This window comes from Clostridium mobile (genome assembly GCF_018918285.1).
Classification (GTDB): Bacteria; Bacillota; Clostridia; order Clostridiales; family Clostridiaceae; genus Clostridium_AW; species Clostridium_AW mobile.
The window spans coordinates 359,919-381,096 of record NZ_JAHLQF010000004.1; the positions used below are offsets into that span (position 1 = coordinate 359,919).

The 21,178-nt window shown below is 33.6% G+C and carries 19 protein-coding genes and 1 other RNA gene; 4 read left to right on the forward strand and 16 right to left on the reverse strand.

Features of this window, described 5'->3' with window-relative positions:
• Window positions 1-92 precede the first annotated feature (92 nt).
• Genes KQI86_RS20545 through KQI86_RS16975 form a run of 4 tightly spaced genes read right to left on the reverse strand, consistent with a single transcriptional unit; the run spans window position 93 to window position 3,725 of the window.
• Window positions 93-1,052 carry a helix-turn-helix domain-containing protein gene (locus tag KQI86_RS20545; RefSeq protein ID WP_343216190.1) on the reverse strand — a complete coding sequence of 320 codons (960 nt, stop codon included), beginning with the start codon at window positions 1,050-1,052 and terminating at the stop codon, window positions 93-95.
• 19 nt (window positions 1,053-1,071) lie between these two features.
• Window positions 1,072-2,451 carry an ABC transporter ATP-binding protein gene (locus tag KQI86_RS16965; protein ID WP_216440606.1) on the reverse strand — a complete coding sequence of 460 codons (1,380 nt, stop codon included), beginning with the start codon at window positions 2,449-2,451 and terminating at the stop codon, window positions 1,072-1,074.
• Window positions 2,452-2,463: 12 nt separating this feature from the next.
• Complete coding sequence (locus KQI86_RS16970; protein ID WP_216440607.1) at window positions 2,464-3,135, reverse strand: energy-coupling factor transporter transmembrane component T; 672 nt, start codon at window positions 3,133-3,135, stop codon at window positions 2,464-2,466.
• A complete protein-coding gene (locus KQI86_RS16975) occupies window positions 3,135-3,725 on the reverse strand; it encodes an MptD family putative ECF transporter S component (RefSeq protein ID WP_216440608.1) in 591 nt (196 codons plus the stop codon). Before KQI86_RS16975 ends, KQI86_RS16970 begins: the two co-directional genes overlap by 1 nt.
• A 407-nt stretch (window positions 3,726-4,132) precedes the next feature.
• On the opposite strand from KQI86_RS16975, the gene KQI86_RS16980 reads away from it, so the two are divergent.
• Complete coding sequence (locus tag KQI86_RS16980) at window positions 4,133-4,513, forward strand: metal-dependent transcriptional regulator (protein WP_216440609.1); 381 nt, start codon at window positions 4,133-4,135, stop codon at window positions 4,511-4,513.
• A 54-nt stretch (window positions 4,514-4,567) separates the two neighbouring features.
• Here KQI86_RS16980 and KQI86_RS16985 read toward each other — a convergent pair whose 3' ends face one another.
• From KQI86_RS16985 to KQI86_RS17005, 5 genes are read right to left on the reverse strand one after another with little or no spacing between them, the layout of a single operon-like run.
• Window positions 4,568-6,292: an ABC transporter ATP-binding protein gene (locus tag KQI86_RS16985; protein ID WP_216440610.1), complete on the reverse strand. Its 1,725-nt coding sequence runs from the start codon at window positions 6,290-6,292 to the stop codon at window positions 4,568-4,570.
• A complete protein-coding gene (locus tag KQI86_RS16990; RefSeq protein WP_216440611.1) occupies window positions 6,289-7,131 on the reverse strand; it encodes an ABC transporter ATP-binding protein in 843 nt (280 codons plus the stop codon). Before KQI86_RS16990 ends, KQI86_RS16985 begins: the two co-directional genes overlap by 4 nt.
• A 10-nt stretch (window positions 7,132-7,141) precedes the next feature.
• Window positions 7,142-8,155 (reverse strand): FecCD family ABC transporter permease, encoded by a 1,014-nt coding sequence (locus tag KQI86_RS16995; RefSeq protein WP_216440612.1) that lies wholly within the window; start codon window positions 8,153-8,155, stop codon window positions 7,142-7,144.
• Entirely contained in the window at window positions 8,152-9,180 is a 1,029-nt protein-coding gene (locus tag KQI86_RS17000; protein ID WP_216440613.1) for a FecCD family ABC transporter permease, read from the reverse strand. The genes KQI86_RS16995 and KQI86_RS17000 overlap by 4 nt, the downstream gene beginning before the upstream one ends.
• A gap of 25 nt (window positions 9,181-9,205) precedes the next feature.
• Window positions 9,206-10,138, reverse strand: a complete 933-nt coding sequence (locus KQI86_RS17005; protein WP_216440614.1) for an ABC transporter substrate-binding protein — start codon at window positions 10,136-10,138, stop codon at window positions 9,206-9,208.
• Between the two features lie 323 nt (window positions 10,139-10,461).
• On the opposite strand from KQI86_RS17005, the gene KQI86_RS17010 reads away from it, so the two are divergent.
• Window positions 10,462-11,430 carry an AraC family transcriptional regulator gene (locus KQI86_RS17010; RefSeq protein WP_216440615.1) on the forward strand — a complete coding sequence of 323 codons (969 nt, stop codon included), beginning with the start codon at window positions 10,462-10,464 and terminating at the stop codon, window positions 11,428-11,430.
• Between the two features lie 423 nt (window positions 11,431-11,853).
• Here the strand turns inward: KQI86_RS17010 and ssrA are convergent.
• The 3 genes from ssrA to KQI86_RS17025 all read right to left on the reverse strand — a co-directional run bounded on the left by ssrA (window position 11,854) and on the right by KQI86_RS17025 (window position 14,423).
• Window positions 11,854-12,181, reverse strand: a transfer-messenger RNA (tmRNA) gene (ssrA, locus tag KQI86_RS17015).
• A 179-nt stretch (window positions 12,182-12,360) separates the two neighbouring features.
• On the reverse strand, window positions 12,361-12,831 hold the full coding sequence (gene smpB / locus KQI86_RS17020; RefSeq protein WP_216440616.1) for an SsrA-binding protein SmpB: 471 nt from the start codon (window positions 12,829-12,831) through the stop codon (window positions 12,361-12,363).
• Between the two features lie 86 nt (window positions 12,832-12,917).
• Window positions 12,918-14,423: a DUF6056 family protein gene (locus KQI86_RS17025; RefSeq protein WP_216440617.1), complete on the reverse strand. Its 1,506-nt coding sequence runs from the start codon at window positions 14,421-14,423 to the stop codon at window positions 12,918-12,920.
• Window positions 14,424-14,580: 157 nt separating this feature from the next.
• On the opposite strand from KQI86_RS17025, the gene KQI86_RS17030 reads away from it, so the two are divergent.
• Both KQI86_RS17030 and KQI86_RS17035 read left to right on the forward strand, forming a co-directional pair.
• Entirely contained in the window at window positions 14,581-15,513 is a 933-nt protein-coding gene (locus KQI86_RS17030; protein ID WP_216440618.1) for a glycosyltransferase family 2 protein, read from the forward strand.
• Window positions 15,506-15,910 carry a GtrA family protein gene (locus KQI86_RS17035; protein WP_216440619.1) on the forward strand — a complete coding sequence of 135 codons (405 nt, stop codon included), beginning with the start codon at window positions 15,506-15,508 and terminating at the stop codon, window positions 15,908-15,910. The genes KQI86_RS17030 and KQI86_RS17035 overlap by 8 nt, the downstream gene beginning before the upstream one ends.
• 137 nt (window positions 15,911-16,047) lie before the next feature.
• On the opposite strand, the gene KQI86_RS17040 is transcribed toward KQI86_RS17035, so the two are convergent.
• The 4 genes from KQI86_RS17040 to hypB all read right to left on the reverse strand — a co-directional run bounded on the left by KQI86_RS17040 (window position 16,048) and on the right by hypB (window position 20,976).
• Window positions 16,048-17,034 (reverse strand): DUF5692 family protein, encoded by a 987-nt coding sequence (locus KQI86_RS17040; RefSeq protein WP_216440620.1) that lies wholly within the window; start codon window positions 17,032-17,034, stop codon window positions 16,048-16,050.
• A gap of 49 nt (window positions 17,035-17,083) precedes the next feature.
• The gene (locus KQI86_RS17045; protein WP_216440621.1) at window positions 17,084-17,425 is read right to left on the reverse strand and encodes a hydrogenase maturation nickel metallochaperone HypA/HybF; all 342 of its coding nucleotides are present in this window, start codon (window positions 17,423-17,425) and stop codon (window positions 17,084-17,086) included.
• A 53-nt stretch (window positions 17,426-17,478) separates the two neighbouring features.
• Entirely contained in the window at window positions 17,479-20,157 is a 2,679-nt protein-coding gene (locus KQI86_RS17050; protein WP_216440622.1) for an FAD-dependent oxidoreductase, read from the reverse strand.
• A gap of 147 nt (window positions 20,158-20,304) precedes the next feature.
• A complete protein-coding gene (gene hypB, locus KQI86_RS17055) occupies window positions 20,305-20,976 on the reverse strand; it encodes a hydrogenase nickel incorporation protein HypB (RefSeq protein ID WP_216440845.1) in 672 nt (223 codons plus the stop codon).
• Window positions 20,977-21,178 lie beyond the last annotated feature (202 nt).

Sequence of the window (21,178 nt, forward strand, 5' to 3'; positions counted from 1 at the left end):
CAAACAAAAAAAAGCATGATCTTCAAAAGATCATACTCATTCTATCCTTAATCTGATTTTGTTTCTTCTCCAAAGCGGCTCATTTTATCCAACTAGACAAAATTATTTCGATATACCAGTGGCGTCATTCCCATGACACTCTTAAAGGCCGTTGAAAATTTACCGGGACTGTCATATCCTACGATTCCTGCAATATCACTTACACTTAATTCTTTTTTCATCTTCAATAATACAGCAGCCTGATTCATCTTATATGTTTTCATATAAGAAAATATAGAATCTCCATAAATATTCTTAAAACATGTCTTCATGACGGTTAATGAAATATTGAATCGCTTAGATAATTCCTCAAGTGTATAATGTTCTTCCATGTTTTCTGTCATCAGTTTGTGAATAGCTTTTACTTTTTCCACCTGCGTTTTATAGAAATATGGATGTTCTCCCTGATCGTTTGATTTTTCAAGTGCATCTAAAAACAGCAGCAGTTCAAATACCTTTAACACCATATACGGATGACGTATCTTGTCTGGTACTGCATATAGTTCATGAAAGATATGCTGAATCGATTCCACACCGGAAATGATATATGGCTCATCATTCATGCAAAACTTATTCTGTAGCTGATTTACGTCAATCTCAAAAGAAGGAAACTCCTTCTTCAATGAAACTCTTGCCTTATCCACATCAATATATATGGTAATTCCATGATAATGATTTAGAGGAAGTAGAATATTTCCTTTGTGATGCTTACGATTATCTATCTTCAGATCGCCTGCTCCAGTATAAGCGTAAACTCCATCCTTGATTTCATGTTCAATACGTCCTTCACGGCAATGGTCAATACACAATAGATTTGATTGCACTTCCAGATCGGATTGACATGAATGCATGTGAAAATCATTATACATCAGACTCACTCCATCAAACAGTTCATAGTTTGTCATAACGCCATCACCACTGTCGTCTCTAATCTGTGTAATTGTACAGTTCCCCTGCTGAACCACTTGACAGGTTGCTCCTACAATTAAATGATTCTGATATAAATCTATCACCGGCTTTCACCACCTTGCATTATAATTGAAAAACCTGATTACATGTCTGATTTAGAAATTCGATATCATGAGAGATAATCATAATACAGTGTCCCCTTTCAGACAATGACTTGATCTGCTTCGATACATTGATCATTCTTCGGTAATCAAGTCCGCTTGTTGGTTCGTCAAAGATGAGAATCTTTTTTTCAGAAAGAATGGACGTCTCAACTGCCAAACGTTGTTTCTGTCCTCCAGAAAGTGACATAGGATGCGCATCCTTGTACTTCAGTAGATCAAACTGTTCCAACACATCAAATATCTTTTCATCAGACACTTTCTCATTTCCAAGTCGGCATTCATTGTAGACACTGTCTGAAAACAACTGATGATTCACATCCTGCATGACCATGCTACAAAGTGCACGTCGTTTCTTCATTTTTAAAGGTTTTCCATTCCACTTTATTGTACCGCTTTTTTCTTTATGAAGTCCAGCAATACATCTGCATAACGTAGATTTTCCAACACCATTTTTTCCTGTAATTCCTAAGATACTGCCTTCCTTAAAACTTAAATTCAAGTTTTTAAATAGAAATTTCCTTTTAAAACCACAGCTCAATCCAGTGATTTCTACATTTACGAAATCCTTGTCATTGGAGCCATACGAAAGGCATAATGTTTCTTTATGCAGTGTTCTTAATCCCATACTAATTCTCTGATCCTCACTCAATTTGAAAAACTCATCTTTATTTAATATCTGTTCAATCTTACCATTTCTGATATAGATAGCTCTGTCGATGATATCCTTCAAAAAGAACAAACGATGTTCTGCAATAATGACAGTATGTCCCCTCTCTTTAATCTTTTTTATAATTTCTGTGAGTCGTTCAATGGCTTCCTGATCAATATTTGCAGTTGGTTCATCAAGTACATAGATTTTTGGATTCATTGCGTACACTGATGCAAATGCAAGCTGCTGCTTTTCTCCACCAGACATTGAGAATACACTTCTGCCTGTTAGATTGTTCACATGCAGATCGCTCACTACCTTCTGAAATCTTTTCTTAATAAAGTTAGTATCCATCCCTTCATTTTCTAGTCCAAAAACAATTTCAGCATCTGACTGGGTATGAAAAAACTGTGACTTTGGATTTTGAAATACGGAACTAATGTATTTTGCAATCTCATACATTCTCATATTTCCAATGGTCTTACCTCGGTAAATGACCTCACCATTCAGCGTGCCCTGATTATAAAAATGGGGAATCAAACCGTTAATCACTTTGGTAAGTGTGGTTTTTCCGCATCCACTCTCTCCACATAAAAGAATACATTCTCCTGGTTGAATATCCAAATTGATATGTTCTAAAGAAGGCATCTGCTTTGTATAACTAAACGAAACATCTTTTACTTTTAACATACAGTACACCTCCTAAAATAATATAATAAGAATCGTAATAATCAGCACTGAAAATAGTGAAATCATATAATCTCTACTTTGTAATTTCAAATCAACCATCGATGTCTTCTTTGCTGGGTTGTCAATTCCTCTTGTGATAGCAGCTTCGGATAGTTCATCAACTGTATTCGTAGCTGAAATCATTAGCGGAACAATAATACTGCTAATTTTCTCGGCTGTATTCATATTTTTCAGTTTCATTGCATCATTGATATAGCGAATCTCTTCCTTAATGGCCGGAAAATATCGCAGAGTAATAGATAAAGAGATAATTAGTTGCTCCGGACAGTGCATCCTGCGTAGTGCTGTAATCATTTCATACATCGTCATTGACTTTACAATCAGATATCCAATCATCAAACAGGGAAGCATTTTCAATGCGTAATTCACCATAATAGAAAAAGACATAGCAATCACTTTAGGTGAATTGGGCAATATAAAACGAAGCAAGCCAAAAAGAATAAAATACACAACAAAAAAGCGAATGGTTGCTCTCGTCATTTTATGGTACAGCATCAAGGCTGAAACATATAGCAATAGTAATCCAATTCCCTCAACAGAAGAAATATTGAAAATAGCGATATTTGCAATCAAAAGCAGGAACAGTCCTGCTCTTGGATCGATTTTATTTTGTACAGTATCCATTAGATAATCCCAGCCTTTTCAAAGTGCTTTTTGAAAATAGCTTTTGCAATCAGAATTCCAACAAAAGAAAAAACAACTGTGGCAACAATCATTACTACCAGCATCTCAGTTGATGCAAATCCTGATAATGTGTTTATATAATCTGCGGGCATTCCCTGAGACTGAATCTGTGCAAAGAATGATTCCTTAAATAACCAGACTGGCAATGGTGATCCTATCATTCCTAAAGAAAAAAACATAAAAGAAAATGTATTTCCCTTAAAACTATTGTATTTGGTTACAATTCTGATAATCTCTCCAATGATACATCCGCTTCCAAAGGTAATCAGAATGACTGGTGTAAACTGACCTGTAACAAAGTAGATCAATGCTGTAATACTCCCCATTATGAGAATAGCCCCCGGTTTTTGAACTTTAGCGCACAGTAACATATATGGGATACCTGTAAACAGTGCGATCATAGCAGGCATAAGAATCCACATGATTGGTATAATCCCCATTATCATGAAAATAAAATTGATAATAAAGTAAATGGCTGAATAAATACCAATACTGATAAGATCCTTTCCTGTTAATTTGTTTGAATTCATAAATACGTCTCCTTCCTCAGTTAGTTATACCTAACTTCAGGTATGATTATAAAACTTTTACGTATTCATTTCTTCTCCATATCGTCTTTTTTTATCCATTTGGTCATTTTTTTATTGATTTGGTAATTTTATGTATTTAAAAACGCAACCATTTATACAATGATTGCGTTTTCCATTGCCTGTTGACAATTAGCAGTAAGAAAGGGAGGAGGGCTAAATTAATTATTAAGGAAATTCAAAATTAAACAATAGGTTTATTGGTTCTTACACATCTAATCAAACAAAATTTTGGATTATAAACGAATATGGCTATTTGGAACTCCATTTAAAATATGTTATTATTATTAAAAGACTTTTTACTAATGTAGAGTAAATAAAATCAACTTTAAAAAACACAGGAGATTTGTATGGAAAAACTTACTTTTGTAATGGAAAATTATTTAGAAGCTATCTATGAGTTATCAAAAGAGGGCAAAGGAGTTAAAATGACTCGTATAGCAGAAAAGCTTGGAGTAACTAAAGCCAGCACTAATAGCGCTATGGTAACTTTAGCTGAAAAGGGACTTATAACCAATGAAAAATACAAGGAAATATTTTTAACTTCTTTAGGCTTAGAAATAGCTAGATCTACATCTAAAAAGCATCACATTATTAAAGATTTTTTTATAAAAATTCTAAACATTGATAGTTCTATTGCAGATGAAGACGCTTGTGCTATAGAACACGTTATTAGTTCAGATTCTGTTTACGCTATGCAAAAATTTCTTTTGGAACATGAGAATAGGTAAAAAACAACGACTCAAAATTGCTTTAGCGATTTTAAGTCGTTAATTTTTTTACCTTTAAGATACCTGACTTCTATAAAGCATAGCATAAGTTCCTCTAGAACGAATCAGCTCATCATGGGTTCCCGTTTCTTTAATGCCTGTTCTTTCTAGAACTACAATTTTATCTGCATTACGAATAGTTGATAATCTATGGGCAATTACTATAGTTGTTCGATCTTTTGAAATTTCATCTAATGCAGCTTGGATTTCTTTCTCTGTTTTTGTATCAAGAGCTGACGTGGCTTCATCTAAAATAAGAATAGGTGAATTTCTAAGAATTGCTCTAGCTATAGAAATTCTCTGTTTCTGTCCTCCAGAAAGACGTACTCCACGCTCACCTATTATGGTATCATAACCATTTTCTAAATTTTCAATAAAATCATGAGCATTAGCTGCCTTCGAAGCCTCAAGAATCTGCTCCCTAGTAGCTTCTTTCCAGCCATAAACAATATTTTCATAAATTGTTCCGTTAAATAAAAAGGTGTCCTGTAAAACCATGCTTATATTATCCCTAAGACTCTTTAAAGTTACATCTTTAATATCCATTCCGTCGATTAAAATGCTTCCATTCTGAGGATCATAAAAGCGATTTAAAAGGCTGGCTATTGTGGTTTTACCAACTCCAGTTGCCCCAACAAAGGCTACAGTTTCTCCCGGATTTACTTTTAAATTTATATTTTTCAAAACATTTATCTCATCATTATAGGAGAAAGCAACTTCCTTGAACTCAACTTCTCCTTTAACCCTAGGCATTTTCTTTGCATTAACTTTCTCTTTAACATCTGGAATTTCATCCATAACCTCAAAGACACGCCTGCACCCTGCAAGTGCGTTACCTGACATTTCCATAAGCCTTGAAAAACTCTTTATAGGTCCATAAAACATGCCAAGATACATAGAAAATCCTACAATATCTCCAATGTTAATTTCTCCTCTTGAAACCATAAATCCGCCAAATATTATAACTATAACAGAACCTAAAGCTGTGAAAAATGCAAGAAGCGGGAAAGTGGTTTCAAAAAAGAAGCTTGCCTTTAAGTATGCTTTACTATGTTTCATAGAAAGGTTCTTAACCCTTTTTTCTTCTCTTTCCTGTTGATTGAATATCTGTATTTCTTTAATTCCAGAAAAATTATCTTGAACAGTACCAGAAAGTTCTCCTCTAATCATAGAATTCTGCTTCCATATAGGGGAAAGATGCTTACTCTGCCAAAGAGTAATCATAATAAGAAAAGGAATAGTAACAAGACTTAAAAAAGCTAACTTTACATTAATAGAAAATAATAATATCCCAACACCTACGAAAGTCAATATATTAACAACAAAATCAGGAATTACGTGAGCTAAAAGAATCTCTACCTCCATAACATCATTAATAACTCTGCTAGTTAAATCTCCTGTACGACTTTTATTAAAATATTTAAGCCCCATATGCTGAAGCTTAGAGTAAAGTTCTGTTCTCATATCTGCAACATAATGCAAAGCTGCATGATGGTTTAAATATCCTGAAATAGAACTTCCAGCTGATTGAAGTACAGTTGCAACTAAAAGCATCAATCCTATTCGTAAAGATTGAGCTCCAAAATCAGCGCTTCCTTCTGTTGCTATACTTGTAAGCTCTCTTAAAGCCCAGGGATGATAAAATCCTGCTATAGTAGAAATAATAACAGCTATTAACGCTAATATTAAATAAATCCAATATTTTCTGGCCCCTATAAAAATACGTAAGGTAGTTTTCATATGGCTACTGCCTCCTTTTCCTTTAATTTCACTTCCTCATTTTCATCTATATTTTCATCTATAATATCATAAGTAATACATACTGGACGATTGCTCTTAGGCTCAATAACAACATCAGCATTGATGTTAAAAGTTTTTCTAAGAACCTCTGGAGTCATCACTTCCTCAGGAGTTCCATGTTTTATTATAGATCCTTTTTGAATAGCAATAATATAGTCAGAAAATCTTGCAGCAAGATTTAAATCATGAAGTACCATAACAATAGTACACTCTTGATTACGGTTAAGCTCATATAAAAGTTTTAAAACCTCTAATTGGTGAGCAAGATCAAGGTAAGTAGTAGGTTCATCTAATAAAATTAAATCAGTTTGTTGTGCTAAAGCCATAGCAATCCAAACTCTCTGTCTTTGCCCTCCTGATAAAGCATCAACTTCTCTTCTCTCAAAGTCACTTAACTTAGTTGCAGCTAAAGCCCATTTAACAATTCTTTTATCTTCCTCCGTGAGATTTCCAAAACCTTTTTGATGTGGAAAACGTCCATATGCAACTAACTCGCCTACAGTAAGTCCACTTGGTGCAGTAGGAGTTTGAGGAAGTATTGCCATCTTTTTAGCTATTTCTTTTGTAGGTAATTTACTTATATCTTGTCCAATTAGATGTACTATACCCTTCTTAGGCTTTAATATACGTCCAACCGCTTTCAGAATAGTTGATTTACCACAGCCATTTGCTCCTATAATAGAAGTTATCTTTCCCTTTGGTATCTGCATATTTAATTCCTTTACAATGAGAATATCATCATAAGCTATATCTAAATTTTTAGTTTCAATACTTTTCATAGAAACCTCCTTAATTTGACTTTACTAATAGGTATAAGAAATAAGGTGTAGTTAATACAGTAATAACAATTCCTGTAGGAACATCAGCCCCAAGACTTATAGTTCTAGTAATAGTGTCTGATAATAGAATAATTATTGAGCCTACTAAAGATGCCGTAGGAATCAATAGTTTATGATTTGAGCCTACAAACTTCCTTGCCATATGTGGAGAAATCATTCCAACAAAAAAGAAGTTTCCACCTAAGGCTACACTACCTGACGATAGAGCAACAGCTGCTACAGCTAGACCTATGAATTCTCTCTTTACTGCTACTCCTAAGCCTGTTGCCGTTTGATTGCCAAGGTTTAAAGTATTCAAAGTACGAGATTTATAAAGTACATATAAAAACAGAATCAATATCCAAGGTGCAAGAATAGAAATATACGTCCAATTGTCTCCCCAAAGACTTCCTGCACTCCATCTTTGAACAAAATCCATCTGTTTTTCATCTAGCTTTAAAGTAAGCATCATAGTAACAGCACTATATCCACTTCCAACAGCTACCCCTGTCAAAATTAATTCTGTAGGTGATATATTTTTTCCTCTTCTATAGGAAAGTAAAAATATCAACGCAGCTGCTGTCATTCCACCTATAAAAGCTAAAAGTGGGAGAGCAATAGCTGAAGGTACACTGTCCACCTTAAAAATAACTATAAACAATAATACAAATAACCCAGAGCCAGAACTTATTCCTAAAGTTCCAGGGCTAGCCATATCATTGCGAAGTAAACTCTGCATTACACATCCGGATGTTCCTATACCAATACCTACAAGAATAGTTAATACAATACGAGGAAGACGAAAATCATATACTATAAGATTTTGTTTAGCTGTACCTTTTCCAATAAGAACATTAAAAACTTCCAAAGGAGAGAGATTCATTTTACCTGAATTCACGCTTATTACTGCCACAACTAACAGAACAATGGTAAGTATCAAAATAATAGTTAAGCCGCGTGAAACTGAATAGCCCTTTTTCTTCATTCAAATTCCCTCCTTTGTTTCCTTGTAAGATAAAGAAAATACGGAACCCCTATAATAGCAAAAATAATTCCAATGGGAGTTTCATAAGGCTTATTAATAAGCCTTCCAACTAAATCTGCTGCCACAGTAATCAAAGCTCCATATAATCCTGAAGCTGGAATAATGTATCTATAATCTACCCCTATAAGGTAGCGGACAATATGAGGTACTATTAACCCTACAAAACCAACAGGTCCAACAACAATTACAGAAAGGCCTGTAAGTATTAAAACAACTACAGTAGAAATAGCTTTAACCTTCTTAGTATTAAGTCCAAGACCTATAGCTGCATCATCTCCAAGGTTTAAAAGAGTAATTGAAGGTGATATAATAAGAGCTGTAATTATACCTACAATAAAAAATGGGAAAACTATAGCAAGTTCACTCCATTTAGCACCTGCTGTTCCTCCAGCAGTCCAATAAGCTAAAGCATGCCCAAGTCTATATTTAATAGAAAGATATTGACTAAAAGCACCAAATAACATTGATATAGAAATACCTGCCAAAACAAGTCTCTGTGGTTTCATGCCTCCTCTGCCAATAGACGCAATAAAATAAGTCATACCTGTAGTAACAGCTGCACCAATACAAGCAAAAATCATCATCTGTCCATAACTTCCACCAGGTAAAAATGCCATACAAAAAGCTATAGCAAAAGCAGCACCGCTACTTATACCCATAAGTCCAGAATCAGCAAGAGGATTTCTTGTAGTTCCCTGCATTATAGCACCACATATGGAAAGGCTTGCCCCAATAATTATATTAGCTGCTATACGAGGAAGTCGGAGAGTTCGAATAATCTGGTGTTCAGTTAAAGAAGAGTCAAAATTAAAAATGGCTCCCCAAGCTGTAGACAAATTCATATCAGCAGCACCAAAGGAAATTGATGCTGCTGACATAATCACCAGCAAAACCACCCCTGCAATCATATAGATTGTAAAATTCAAAGCCCCTAATTGTCGCTTTTTATTATAGGTATTTTGCATATTTATTTTCCTTTCTTAATTAGAATCATTTAGCTAGTGAATTTATTGCATTAACCATATAGTCAAGTTGTTCAGTAAGACTTGTAACATCAGAATAAAAGAAAAGTCCTGCATAATGTCCTGGAATTTCTACAACTCTGACTTCTGCAACAGCAGGAATGCTTTTCCAAATTTCTGTCTTTGCATAATCAGACTCTTTACCTTCTTGCTTAAACCATAATATATAGTCACCAAAATACTCATGAGCTACTTCATAACTTATAGATCCGCGTCCTTCTCCTGATTTTTCTATAAGTTCTTTAAGCTTGTCTGGATATTTAAGTCCAAGATATTCATATACTAAAGTACCACCTCTAGATCCTGTCTCATAATATATGCCACTCCACTCACCAGTAGCTCCCCAGTCTTCCAAAATGCTGAAAGTTTTACCTTCAAATGTATTACCTTTAAGAATTTTCTTCCCATCTGTAAGTTTTTCTTCAAAATTAGAAACTGCCTTCTCTGCTTCAGTAGTACGTCCTGTAGCTTCTCCTATGGCTTTTATACGCTCAAGGGAATCCATATCTCCTTCTGGAATAACAAGAACTGGAGCTATTTTGCTGAATTTATCAAAGTCTGCTTCATCATATGTAATGATAAGATCTGGTTCTAAAGCCATAACTTCTTCTGGCTCCCACTTTTCAATTTTTGTAGAAGCTATAAGAGTATCATAAAAAGGCATACTTTCTTGTGCCCAAGCATTATATCCAACTAAGTTTAACCCTAAAGTGACAACGTCCCCAACATACCAATTAGCGATAACACGCTTAGGGTTAGCAGGAACTTCAATATCCCCTTTTACAGTAGATATAGTACGAACAGTTGCTTCTTCTTTCTCTGCATTTTTAGATGAAGAGCAGCCAGCAAAAATCATAGCAGTCATAAGTATTGCACAAAATAATGACAAGAATTTTTTCATTTTATACCTCTCCCTTATAAATATCTTATATTAATCAAATAACACTAACACCTGAGCTATATACAAATGTAAGACTAGTCTAACTTTTTAAAGCGTAGCATTTATAAATTCTCCTGTCAACATCTCAGAAACCACCTTTTCAGAAGTCATTTTCTATTAAAATAAGAGTAACTTATTGTTTTATAAGAATTAAATGAAAATACTTCTCATCATTATGGATTGCAATTTAAATAAAACGGATTATGTTCTTATTGAAAATCTTTCTCAAATGATGCTACAATATTGTTACTTTAAATCAAATAAAAGAGAGGGGTAAAAATTTTATGGATGAATATAATGATTCTTCTTGGAGTGCTTTAGCAGATAAATATAATTTTGTTAAAAGGCCTTATGGTAATGGACAGATTTATGATTTTCCTCCTCATTGGTCAAATGGATGGATTGCGGAAATAAATGCTGCTAAAGGATTATTTGTTTCAAGTGCTTGGTTTGCCCCAAGTGAACAGATAGTACATACAATAAATTCAAGTAAGCCTTTTATGATTATCTTTTGTGTTGACTGTGGAGAAATAGTCTATTCACATCAAGGAAAAAAGAGGCAAGCTCTTTCTCCAATCACTAATTTAATTGTTAACCCTCAAAAACAATTTGCCTTTACTTTTTCTAAAGACGTACACTATTGTTTTACCAGTGTTTTAATTTTTGATGACTTTATAAAACCTTTTCTCAAAGATCGGACCCATTCACCTAAAATCAGTGTTCAGGATGCAAAGCTTTGGAAAACTCAACACTGCAATACTCCTGATATAATGCTTATTTTAGAGCAAATTAGATGGGCTGTAAGAAATACAGACATGCCTTTACTTGCTTTTGAGGGTATGACTTTGCATCTTTTATCTGCAATCAGTAGAAACTTTCCTGATATCCCTAAAAGAAGAAGCAGCCGCCGTCACTATGTTACTTGGGAAAATGAGCAAAAGATTTATCAAGTTAAGAATAAGATTGATGAAGATATTTTAAATCTTCCAGATACAATTGAACTATGCAGAATAGCTGGAATGAGCGAAAGTAAACTTCGCGAATCTTTTAAAAACCATTATGGAATTCCTCTTTATAAATATATTCGAATAGAAACCATGAAAAGAGCCATGCAGCTCTTATCTGCTGACCATCTAAGTATTCGTAATATATCTGAACTATGTGGCTACAAAAATCCAGCCAAATTTGCTGCTGCCTTTAAAGCTGTACATGGAATTACTCCAAGTGATTTTAGGAAAACTTTTAACTTATAAAAAAAGACTAATGAATATAAAAAAGTAACTCCTAGAAATGGTAGATACTCTAATGAAATGTTAAAAGCTAAGAATGATTTTTACGAGAAATTTATGAACATAAGGTAAAAGCCGTATGTAAATTCTTACATACGGCTTATTTTTGGTGGAGGCGAGGGGACACATTATTCCATTGTTTCCAAATGGTGCTGACTATATCTTAGACTTGAATATCAAGCCTCCTGGCGTATTATAGAAGTCATATTATAGTTTCAATACTTCTATCCTAGTACTCCATATCTTTAGATTTAGGAGCCTATGAGTCGATACATGGCTGTTGAGTTTCCTCACATACCACTCGGCATTGCCGTCGTCTTAACACGTTACGGTTTCACCGATAAAGCCAGATTTTCACTTATGAATCACTTCATAAGGCGACTCTATTGAATCGAACCCCTGTCCGAAAGTAGCAACCCCTGGGCATCTCCGAGTGCAGTCCTTATTTTAACATTCCCTCTACCAAACACCTAAGGACAGGTTTTTGGTTTCAGTAGCTTCATAAATTCCGTTCCTAGGTCAAAGCTTTCCTAGGCTCGTTTCCCCACTGTCGACGCCAGACCCTAAGTCGTGGGACTCTTAGGCTGACGAGCTGCTAACTAGGCAGCTAATGCAAAATTATCGTTTGCGTTTAATTTAAATCCCAGTTTTTTAACGCGGGCCCAGGACCCCTCGACTCGCTTCCCAGGAGCAACTTACCCCCGTCGAAACCATGTACGCCCCCATGTTAATGAGGTAAACTTCAAATTTAAAAAATGAAGTTTTTAAACGCATAATTAGCATTTCATGTTAACTTTTATATTAAATTTGCATTGTCTTAATGACAATACTATAATATATCAATTTTAAATATTTATCAATAGTAATTATTAGTTTACTTGTTAGCCTTAATCTTTAATACCTACTTCTTTCCTTTAGCTGTCTTTCAATGTCACGTTTAGCTGCTTTTTCTAGCATGTCGTCTCTCTTATCGTATAATTTCTTACCTTTGGCTACTGCTAAACTAACTTTTACCCTTCCATTCTTAAGATACAATGATAAAGGAATTAGGGTATACCCCTGTTGAGCTGTAAAACCAGTTAGCTTAAATATTTCACTCTTGTGAAGAAGTAACTTTCTTTCTCTTAAAGGATCCTTATTAAATATGTTTCCTTGTTCATAAGGACTTACATGCATATTGCATACAAATATTTCTCCATTTTTTATATCTGCATAACTATCCTTTAAGTTAGCTTTACCTGCTCTAATAGATTTTACTTCTGTTCCAACCAATTCTATGCCAGCCTCATAAACTTCTTCTATGAAGTAGTCATGTCTTGCTTTTCTATTTTCAGCTAAAGTTTTATTTTTAGAATCCTTCCCCATAGAAACACCTACTTTATTATATAATTGGTAGTATTTTATTATAACATATAATACTATAACATTCAAATAGAACAAACAACTCTTAATTACTTGTAGTATTCAATAATAGTTTCTTTATCTATTTTATAGCACTGTCTCATAAAATAAGGCATATCATTCCAATTACCTACATTATAGCCATACTCAGTCACTGGTGTCTTTTTAAGTTTCAATATACTTTTATCTGCACTCTTATGATATTTTTCAATTGCATTTAAATTAAATTCTTGAACATATGATGCAGTCTTGTATCCATTATAAGTAGTTAAGGAAACCTTTAAAGCTAAAATTAAAAATATTGACGCAATGCTTACTTTAAGAAGTTTGTTGCATTTACTAGAAAAAAATTTTACACATGAATATACAATAAATATACTCATAAGCAATAATGATGGAAACATAACTTTATATGTTCCTGCAAATCTAGGATCTGCAACTATAAGCATTACTTGTGCGCCAATAGCATTAATGCAACAAAATAGCAAAAATGGATAGTCATCTTTTAATAAAATTAATACAGAAACATATAGAAGGCTTATTAAATAGACTAATGCAAAAGTTATAAACCAAAAACGTAGCACTGCATCGCTTCCTGAACTAAAAACAACTTCTATACTATATTTTCTATGTAATATGACATAGGCATAACCTATAGTCCACAATGATAATATGAAGATCATAACATTATTAATATATTTATTACGATTAGAAGAGTAATGATATAAGCAAAATATACAACATACACACAATATAAGTACATAAATAGCAACTGGAATAGAAAAAATATTAGTCTTTAATAAGTTGATGATTGTCATATTTAAATTCATCTCATTACCAACATTTTTCTCAAAGATCATTCTTTTAATTGAACCGTAAGTTACAAGGGCATAGCCAATAAAAACGGCGCAATAATATGGAATAATGCCTTTTTGAATCTTATTTTTCTTAAAAATTTTAAAGTATAATGAAATAAGCACCGTAAAACCTATTGCAATCATACCTGCTTGTTGCGTTGATGAACCTGCAAAAAAAGCAAGTAATAAAATCCACCATTTGCTTCTATAATTATTCATATTTGCTCTATAATCCTCATAAAGCAAATATGCATAAAGTATTACAATGGTAATTGGATAAAGGTAGTTTAACGAACATGCCGCATAATAAATAGTGGTATGGGTTATTTCAATAGGTAATAAAAGAAAAAATATGCTTGCACAACAAGTTGCAATTAAAAAATTCTTATCCTTAATTTCTCTACCTATACTAACCCTTGCTATTAATAATGCAGTAAGCATAATTACAATAGGATTGACTATTCTATATAAATATATATTGTATCTTAAAATTCCAAATAACAGAACATGAACCCAAACTCGTCCGTTAATATTTAACTGTTTTAATGCAAACTCTGGTAAGTAACTTAACCCTCTAGATGCATCTCGGCCATAATATAAATCATCTCCATAAAGAAATATATATTGATGAATTGCTAACATTATTAACAAAAGTAAAATTAATGGCACATATTTTTTCCATTTACTTATATATGTCATTAGTTAATTCCTCCTAACAGTTAAACATTTTATTGTATTTTCCTCTATTTAGTATAATTTCAAATCGTCCAATTTTTATCCCCCTGAATATGTCATCCTTTTATTGTGAATAATAGAGATGGTTTCATTTATTTGCATTATAGCAAGGAGGATTACTGTGATTTCAATAATTATGCCTGTATACAATGAGGGTGAGAAGATATATTCTAATGTGGTAAAAGTAATGTCTATTTTATTAGACCATGAAATAGAACATCAATTTCTTCTAGTGAATGATGGCTCCTCTGATAATTCTTGGCAAGAACTGCAGCGATTATACAATAATTATAATAATATATCAATTATTGAGTTAAGCCGTAATTTTGGTAAAGAAGCCGCTTTGTGTGCAGCGCTAGAAAACGTATCAGGTGACGCTTGTGTTATAATTGATTCTGATTTACAGCATCCTCCAGAGTTAATTCCTAAAATGATACGCCTTTGGAGTGAAGAGGGCTTTGATGTTGTTGAAGGTGTAAAAGAAAGTAGAGGTAAAGAATCCTTATTAGGTAAAATTGCCGCTTTAACATTCTACAAATTATTTTATAAAACCTCTGGAATAAATCTTAATAGTGCATCTGATTTTAAATTATTAGATAGAAAAGTTATAGATGCATGGAAATCCATGAATGAGTCAATAACATTTTTTCGAGGTATGTCAGCTTGGGTAGGCTATAAGCGCATTCAAATTCCATTTGAAGTTCAAGAGAGAACCTATGGAGCATCGAAATGGTCATTCTCAAGCTTAACAAAATTAGCTGTTCAATCTATTACTTCATATACATCAGCACCACTTTACATGGTTGCATGGTTAGGTGTAATTATGCTATTTATTGACTTTATTTTGTTTATACAAACATTATTTATGAAGTTTGCTGGTAAAGCGCTAACAGGATTTACTACCGTTATAATTTTAATATTAGGAATTGGTAGTTGCATCATGATAAGTTTAGGCATCATTGGTATTTACATATCCAAAATTTATGATGAGGTTAAAAGAAGACCTAGATTTTTAATTTCTAGTAAAAAAGGAAAAGGATTTTTAGATGATTAATAATATTAAAAAGTTAATTAAGAATAAAGAAGCGCAAAAGCAGTTTATAAAATATTTGCTCATTGGTGGATCTACTGCCGTTTTTGAGCTTATGCTATATGCTTTTTTTAGAAAAGTGATTCGTTTTGATCTTACTCTATCTAATGTTACTGCAGTTGCTATTGCAACACTACTTAATTTCATATTGAACAAGGGGGTAGCATTTAAGGGATCTTCAAATTTTTTTCACAGTTTAATACTATACATTATTTTATTTTGCTTAAATACAATTTTCAGCACCTATGCAATTGCCCTTATGGTTCAGTATGGAGTTCTTGATATACTTGCAAAGCTTATTACTATGGCACTGATAACCATATGGAATTTTATACTTTATCGAAAGGTAATCTTTAAATAAATAAAATTTATTTAGTATTCATTAGACAATAAAAAAACTACCTTAATAGGTAGTTTTTTATAACAATACATTTAAATGTTTAGTATGCTATTCATATTTAATAACAAATTACTTATTTAACATGAATAGCTTTCACTTTATGACATCATTTTAACTTCCTTGAACTTACCGAGGTCAATGTAGATTTCACCTGTATATGGTTTTCTCTTTGTTTTCTTCATCTTGTATATCATATAAATGAAAACCGCTACATTAACTGCAAGGGCTAAAGCTGCTACAACTGTGTAAATTGTTGGATTATAGGTGGATTTAACCACAAACATTCCTGTGTCTTGAAAGCTAGGAAAGGTCTGGGCAAACATACACCATATAGCTAAAGTTTGAGCTCTGTGTTGAAGCCAAGCTCCTTTTCCAATAGTAAAGGCACACAGGGTTGGTGCAATTAATAATGCTAAGCCTGCATACCATGAATGAGTTGGTATGCAATTGTAGGTATATACAAAATTCCATAAATCATATGCAATAATCCAGAACCAAAGCATATCCGGCCATAGCATATCCCTACTCTTATCTTTTTTAGTTTCCTTTCTAATAACTATTCCAAGCCATCCCGTTATAGTTATAATGCTCAATATACCAGCAGCTGCATTCATATAGTTCCATATTCCTCCCATTACACCGATTACTTCTCCTTCGATAGGGCCTGAGTTTGTCATCCAGTATAAATATCCAACTTCAATATCCCTTGCAACTGCCTCTAAAATATTAATAGCAAGAATCAATGGTGGAAAGCACAAGGCTATTTTATTATCAGCTAGTCTCCAAATAACCTCTCCAGTTTTTTTATCCTTTTTCTCAATATGACGTATACACCAAAATCCAATACAACCTGCCGTTGCGGAATAAACCTTAGCTAAATGAAACCAATCTGTATAAGTCACATCTCTTAAAACAGTAAACCAAACAACCGTCAAAATAATTGGTAAGATTACAAAGCTAAAGAATCCTGCCCATTTCTGCCTTCTAGAAAACTCATTGAATAAAAACAAAGATATAAGCACAATAAACCACATTCCCCAAGCGGTAATCATTGTAGCTCCTTCAGCATAGTTAAATTGAAACATTTTTATCCCCCTTACCCCTTTAAAGTTTTACAATTTTTAGGCTCTTATTTTAATAAGCAACTATTTGCTTAATTAAAAACTCTTTTCCACTTAATAACTCCCAGTGTTTACTTTTACAATAAGGGCATTCTTTTCTATTTTGAAGGAGGTTATAGACCTTATTGCAGCTTTTACACATGGCATTTCCCGGAAGTATTTCTATCTTAAGTTTTGTACCTTCCAACATAGTGCCATCAACTGCAGCTGGATAGCAGTTCTCTACATACTTTGGAATCATGGAAGAAAGTTCTCCAATTTGTAAAACAACGGTATCAATTTTTGTTAGGTTATTTCTTGCAGCAAAGTTTTCCACCACCTTCACCACTTCAATTACCACCCCAAGTTCATGCAAAGTAAAACACCTCCAATAATGCGGCTAAAAATATGAAGCTTTTCTTCCTTAATTTAACCGAAAATTTTTCTTATTTTTTTAGCTGTAACTTTCACCTTGCGTTTAAGAACTTGTTTTATAATTACAGGTTTAAGATCTTCATAAGCTACACTTTCGCCGTCATATTTTCTTACAAGGGAAATAGCATCAAATTTACATTTAGTTGTGCATTGCCCACATCCCACACATAAGAATTCATCTATAATTGTTGCACCACAATTAAGACAACGTTGTGTTTCCTTTTTCATCTGTTCTTCTGTAAGAGTGCCACGTAAGTCTTTGAATGTTTTTCTTGATTTTTCCCCATCTACATGTGCTGTTCTTTGCCTTTTAGCATTGTCATAACTTTGAACCTCTATATTTTCTTTGTTTAAAGCATGATATTCTCTTCTATCACGACCAATAATCAGGCTCTGCCCCGGTTGAACATGGCGGTGAATAGAAATCGCTGCTTCTTTTCCTAAGGCAATAGCATCTATGGCAAATTTAGGCCCTGTTAAAACATCTCCGCCTGCAAAAACATCCGCTTCATCTGTCTGTAATGTAATCATATCTGCTTTAACAGTATTGTTTCCATTAAGCTGAATTTTACTATCTTGTAACAAGTTTCCCCAATCTATTCCTTGTCCTACCGAAAGCACTACGGTATCTGCATTAACAATCATAGTATCCTCTTCATTGTATTTAGGATTAAATTTTCCGCTTTCATCAAAGACTGAGATGCACTTTCTAAATTCTATGCCTTTAGCAACACCATCTTCAACAATAATTCTCTTTGGTCCCCAAGAGTTGTTTATTTCAATTTCCTCCAGTAATGCTTCTTCAATCTCTTCTAAAAGGGCAGGCATTTCTTCTCGACTTTCTATGCAATACATTTTAACCTTTGTATCTCCAATTCTAGTAGCTGTTCTTCCAACGTCTATAGCAACGTTACCTCCCCCAATTACAACTACATTGCCTTGAAGACTTAAATCTTTGCCTAAATTTATCTCTCGCATAAATTCAATGCCAGTAATAACATTTTCAGCTTCTTCACCTTCTATATCAAGCTTTCTACCTGCGCAAGCGCCAATTGCCACGTAAAAAGCTTTAAATCCTTCTTCTCTTAATTTATCAAGGCTTATGTCTTTCCCAACTTCAATGCCCGTTTTAAATTCTATCCCTAGTTCTTTTAATATCTGAATTTCAGCATTTATAACTTCTTTTTCAAGTCTGAAGGAAGGTATTCCTAATGTTAACATGCCTCCAAGAACATTTTCTTTTTCAAATACTGTTACCTTATAACCTTCAACAGCTAGGAAGTAAGCGCAACTAAGTCCTGATGGTCCACCGCCTATGACAGCAATTTTTTTATTATAATCATGTTTGCGTTTCGGTATATATCTGTGATTCACATTCAAATCTTGCTCAGCAATAAATTTCTTTATTTCATCAATAGCAACAGGCTCGTCTATATCTCCTCTAGTACACTCAGATTCGCATTTTCTTGGACAGATACGCCCACATACAGCTGGGAATGGATTTTCATGCTTTATAAGCTCTAGTGCTTCCTTATACCTTCCCTGAGAGGCAAGTTTTATATAACCTTGTACCGCAATATGTGCTGGACACTGGGTTTTACAAGGACTTGTACCTGTGTCTACTACATCTTTTCTATTAGTTCGATAATCAGCATTCCATTTATCAGGTCCCCACTCTGTATCTCTTGGAGTATCAACTCTCTTTATCTCTGTAATAACGGGCTCTCTTGAACACAATTTTTGTCCCAATTGCAATGCATTAACAGGGCAATTTTCAACACATTCTCCACAGGCAACGCATTTATCTTTATCTACCTTAGAAACATAATTTGAACGCACCATATCAGCATTAATAAACATATTGGCTGTTCTTAAAGATAAACATGAACATCCACAACAGTTACAAATAGCATGAGTTTTACCAAAACCATCTAGGTTAGGTATTTGGTGCATTAGACCATTTTCTTCCGCCTTCCTTATAATTTCAAAAGCTTCCTCACGGGTAATCTGTCTACCTCTTTTTGTACGTATATAATATTCCGCTGCATGCCCCATCTGAATACACATATCTTCTTTCAGGTGACCACAACCTTCCCCCATAACTTCCCTTGTTATACGACAAGAGCAATCTGATACTGTGAAAATCTCATTGTCATTGAGATATTTCGAGACCTCCTCATAGGATGCTCTTCTTGTTTCACCTTGAATAGCATGTTCTATGGGAATAACACGCATAAGCCCTACACCTACAGGAAAATTTCCTGCTGTCTTAGGTCCTCGTACTCTTCCATAAGCTTCAAATGCTCGTGCAATTTGAGGGTACTTTTCAACATTTTCCTTGTTGGCAGTCATCATTTCCATAATTCCTGGAACCCAAGTTTCATACCAAAAGGTATCTACTCCATCAATTTCATTAACAAAGCAAACACCTATATCTGCTAACTCCAATAATAGCTCTGTTGTTCTTTCTACAGATTTACCACATAAAGGTGCTATCTCTTTTGCTGTAACCTTTTTGCGCATTTCCATATAAAGTACTACTTCCGCCATTTCATCTGTAACAACAGGTTCAAGAATCATATACTCTGGATCTGTAGCTTTAATTTCATTTTTTGAACCACGTTTCTTATTACTGATATGATTTGCAAGATCAAGTACCTTTTCTTTGACCATATATTATTCCGTTACGTAAAATCTACTAAAATCCAATGTCTATTTTTCATTATTATTTTAGTAAATTTGTAACGGTTCCCCCTCCCTTTTTTCTTTAAATTTTATATTTTTATGTTTTATTAAACTTGTCTGCCTTCTCTTTATAATCTATTTATCTTTCCAGGCGCTAATTTGCAAACGTATCCATTCGATCCATTCTTCCATTCCCTCTCCGGTTTTAGCCGATATTGGAATAACCTTAATATTTGGATTAAGTTTTTTTACTCTCTCTTTCACTGCCTCTAAGTCGAAATCGAAATATTCTGCTGTATCTATCTTATTAATTAATAAAACATCCACTATGGAAAACATTAAAGGATATTTTAAAGGTTTATCATCTCCTTCTGGTATGCTTAAAATCATAGCATTTTTTGATGCACCAGTATCAAATTCTGCAGGACACACCAGATTACCAACATTCTCTAATATTGCAAAATCAATATTTTCTGTTCCTAGCCCCTCTAATCCTTGTCTGGTCATATCTGCATCAAGATGACACATTCCTCCTGTATGCAATTGAATTACTTTGGCGCCGGATTGTGAAACCTTGTGTGCATCAACATCTGAATCAATATCTGCTTCTAAAACGCCAATATTAATTTCATTTTTTAAAGCCTCAATGGTTCTTAAAACAGTAGTTGTTTTTCCGGATCCTGGTGATGACATAAGATTTAATAAAAAAACTCCATCTTTTTTCAATTCTTCTCTCAGCAAATCTGCTTGATGATCATTATTGTCAAAAACACTTTCTTTGATTTCTAAAATTTTATACTTTTCCATATAACCTCTCCCCATTCCATATTAAACCTAGGTTATGATATTAAAAACTAATAATGCCTAAATCATAGTTTGTAATATAACATAACACTTGTTATGTTTATGATATAATATGGGTTTTGCTTTGTCAATAATTTAACATTCAAAAGATAAAATATTTGGAAAATATAAAATATTATTATTTTGAACTATAAGCGATATAATA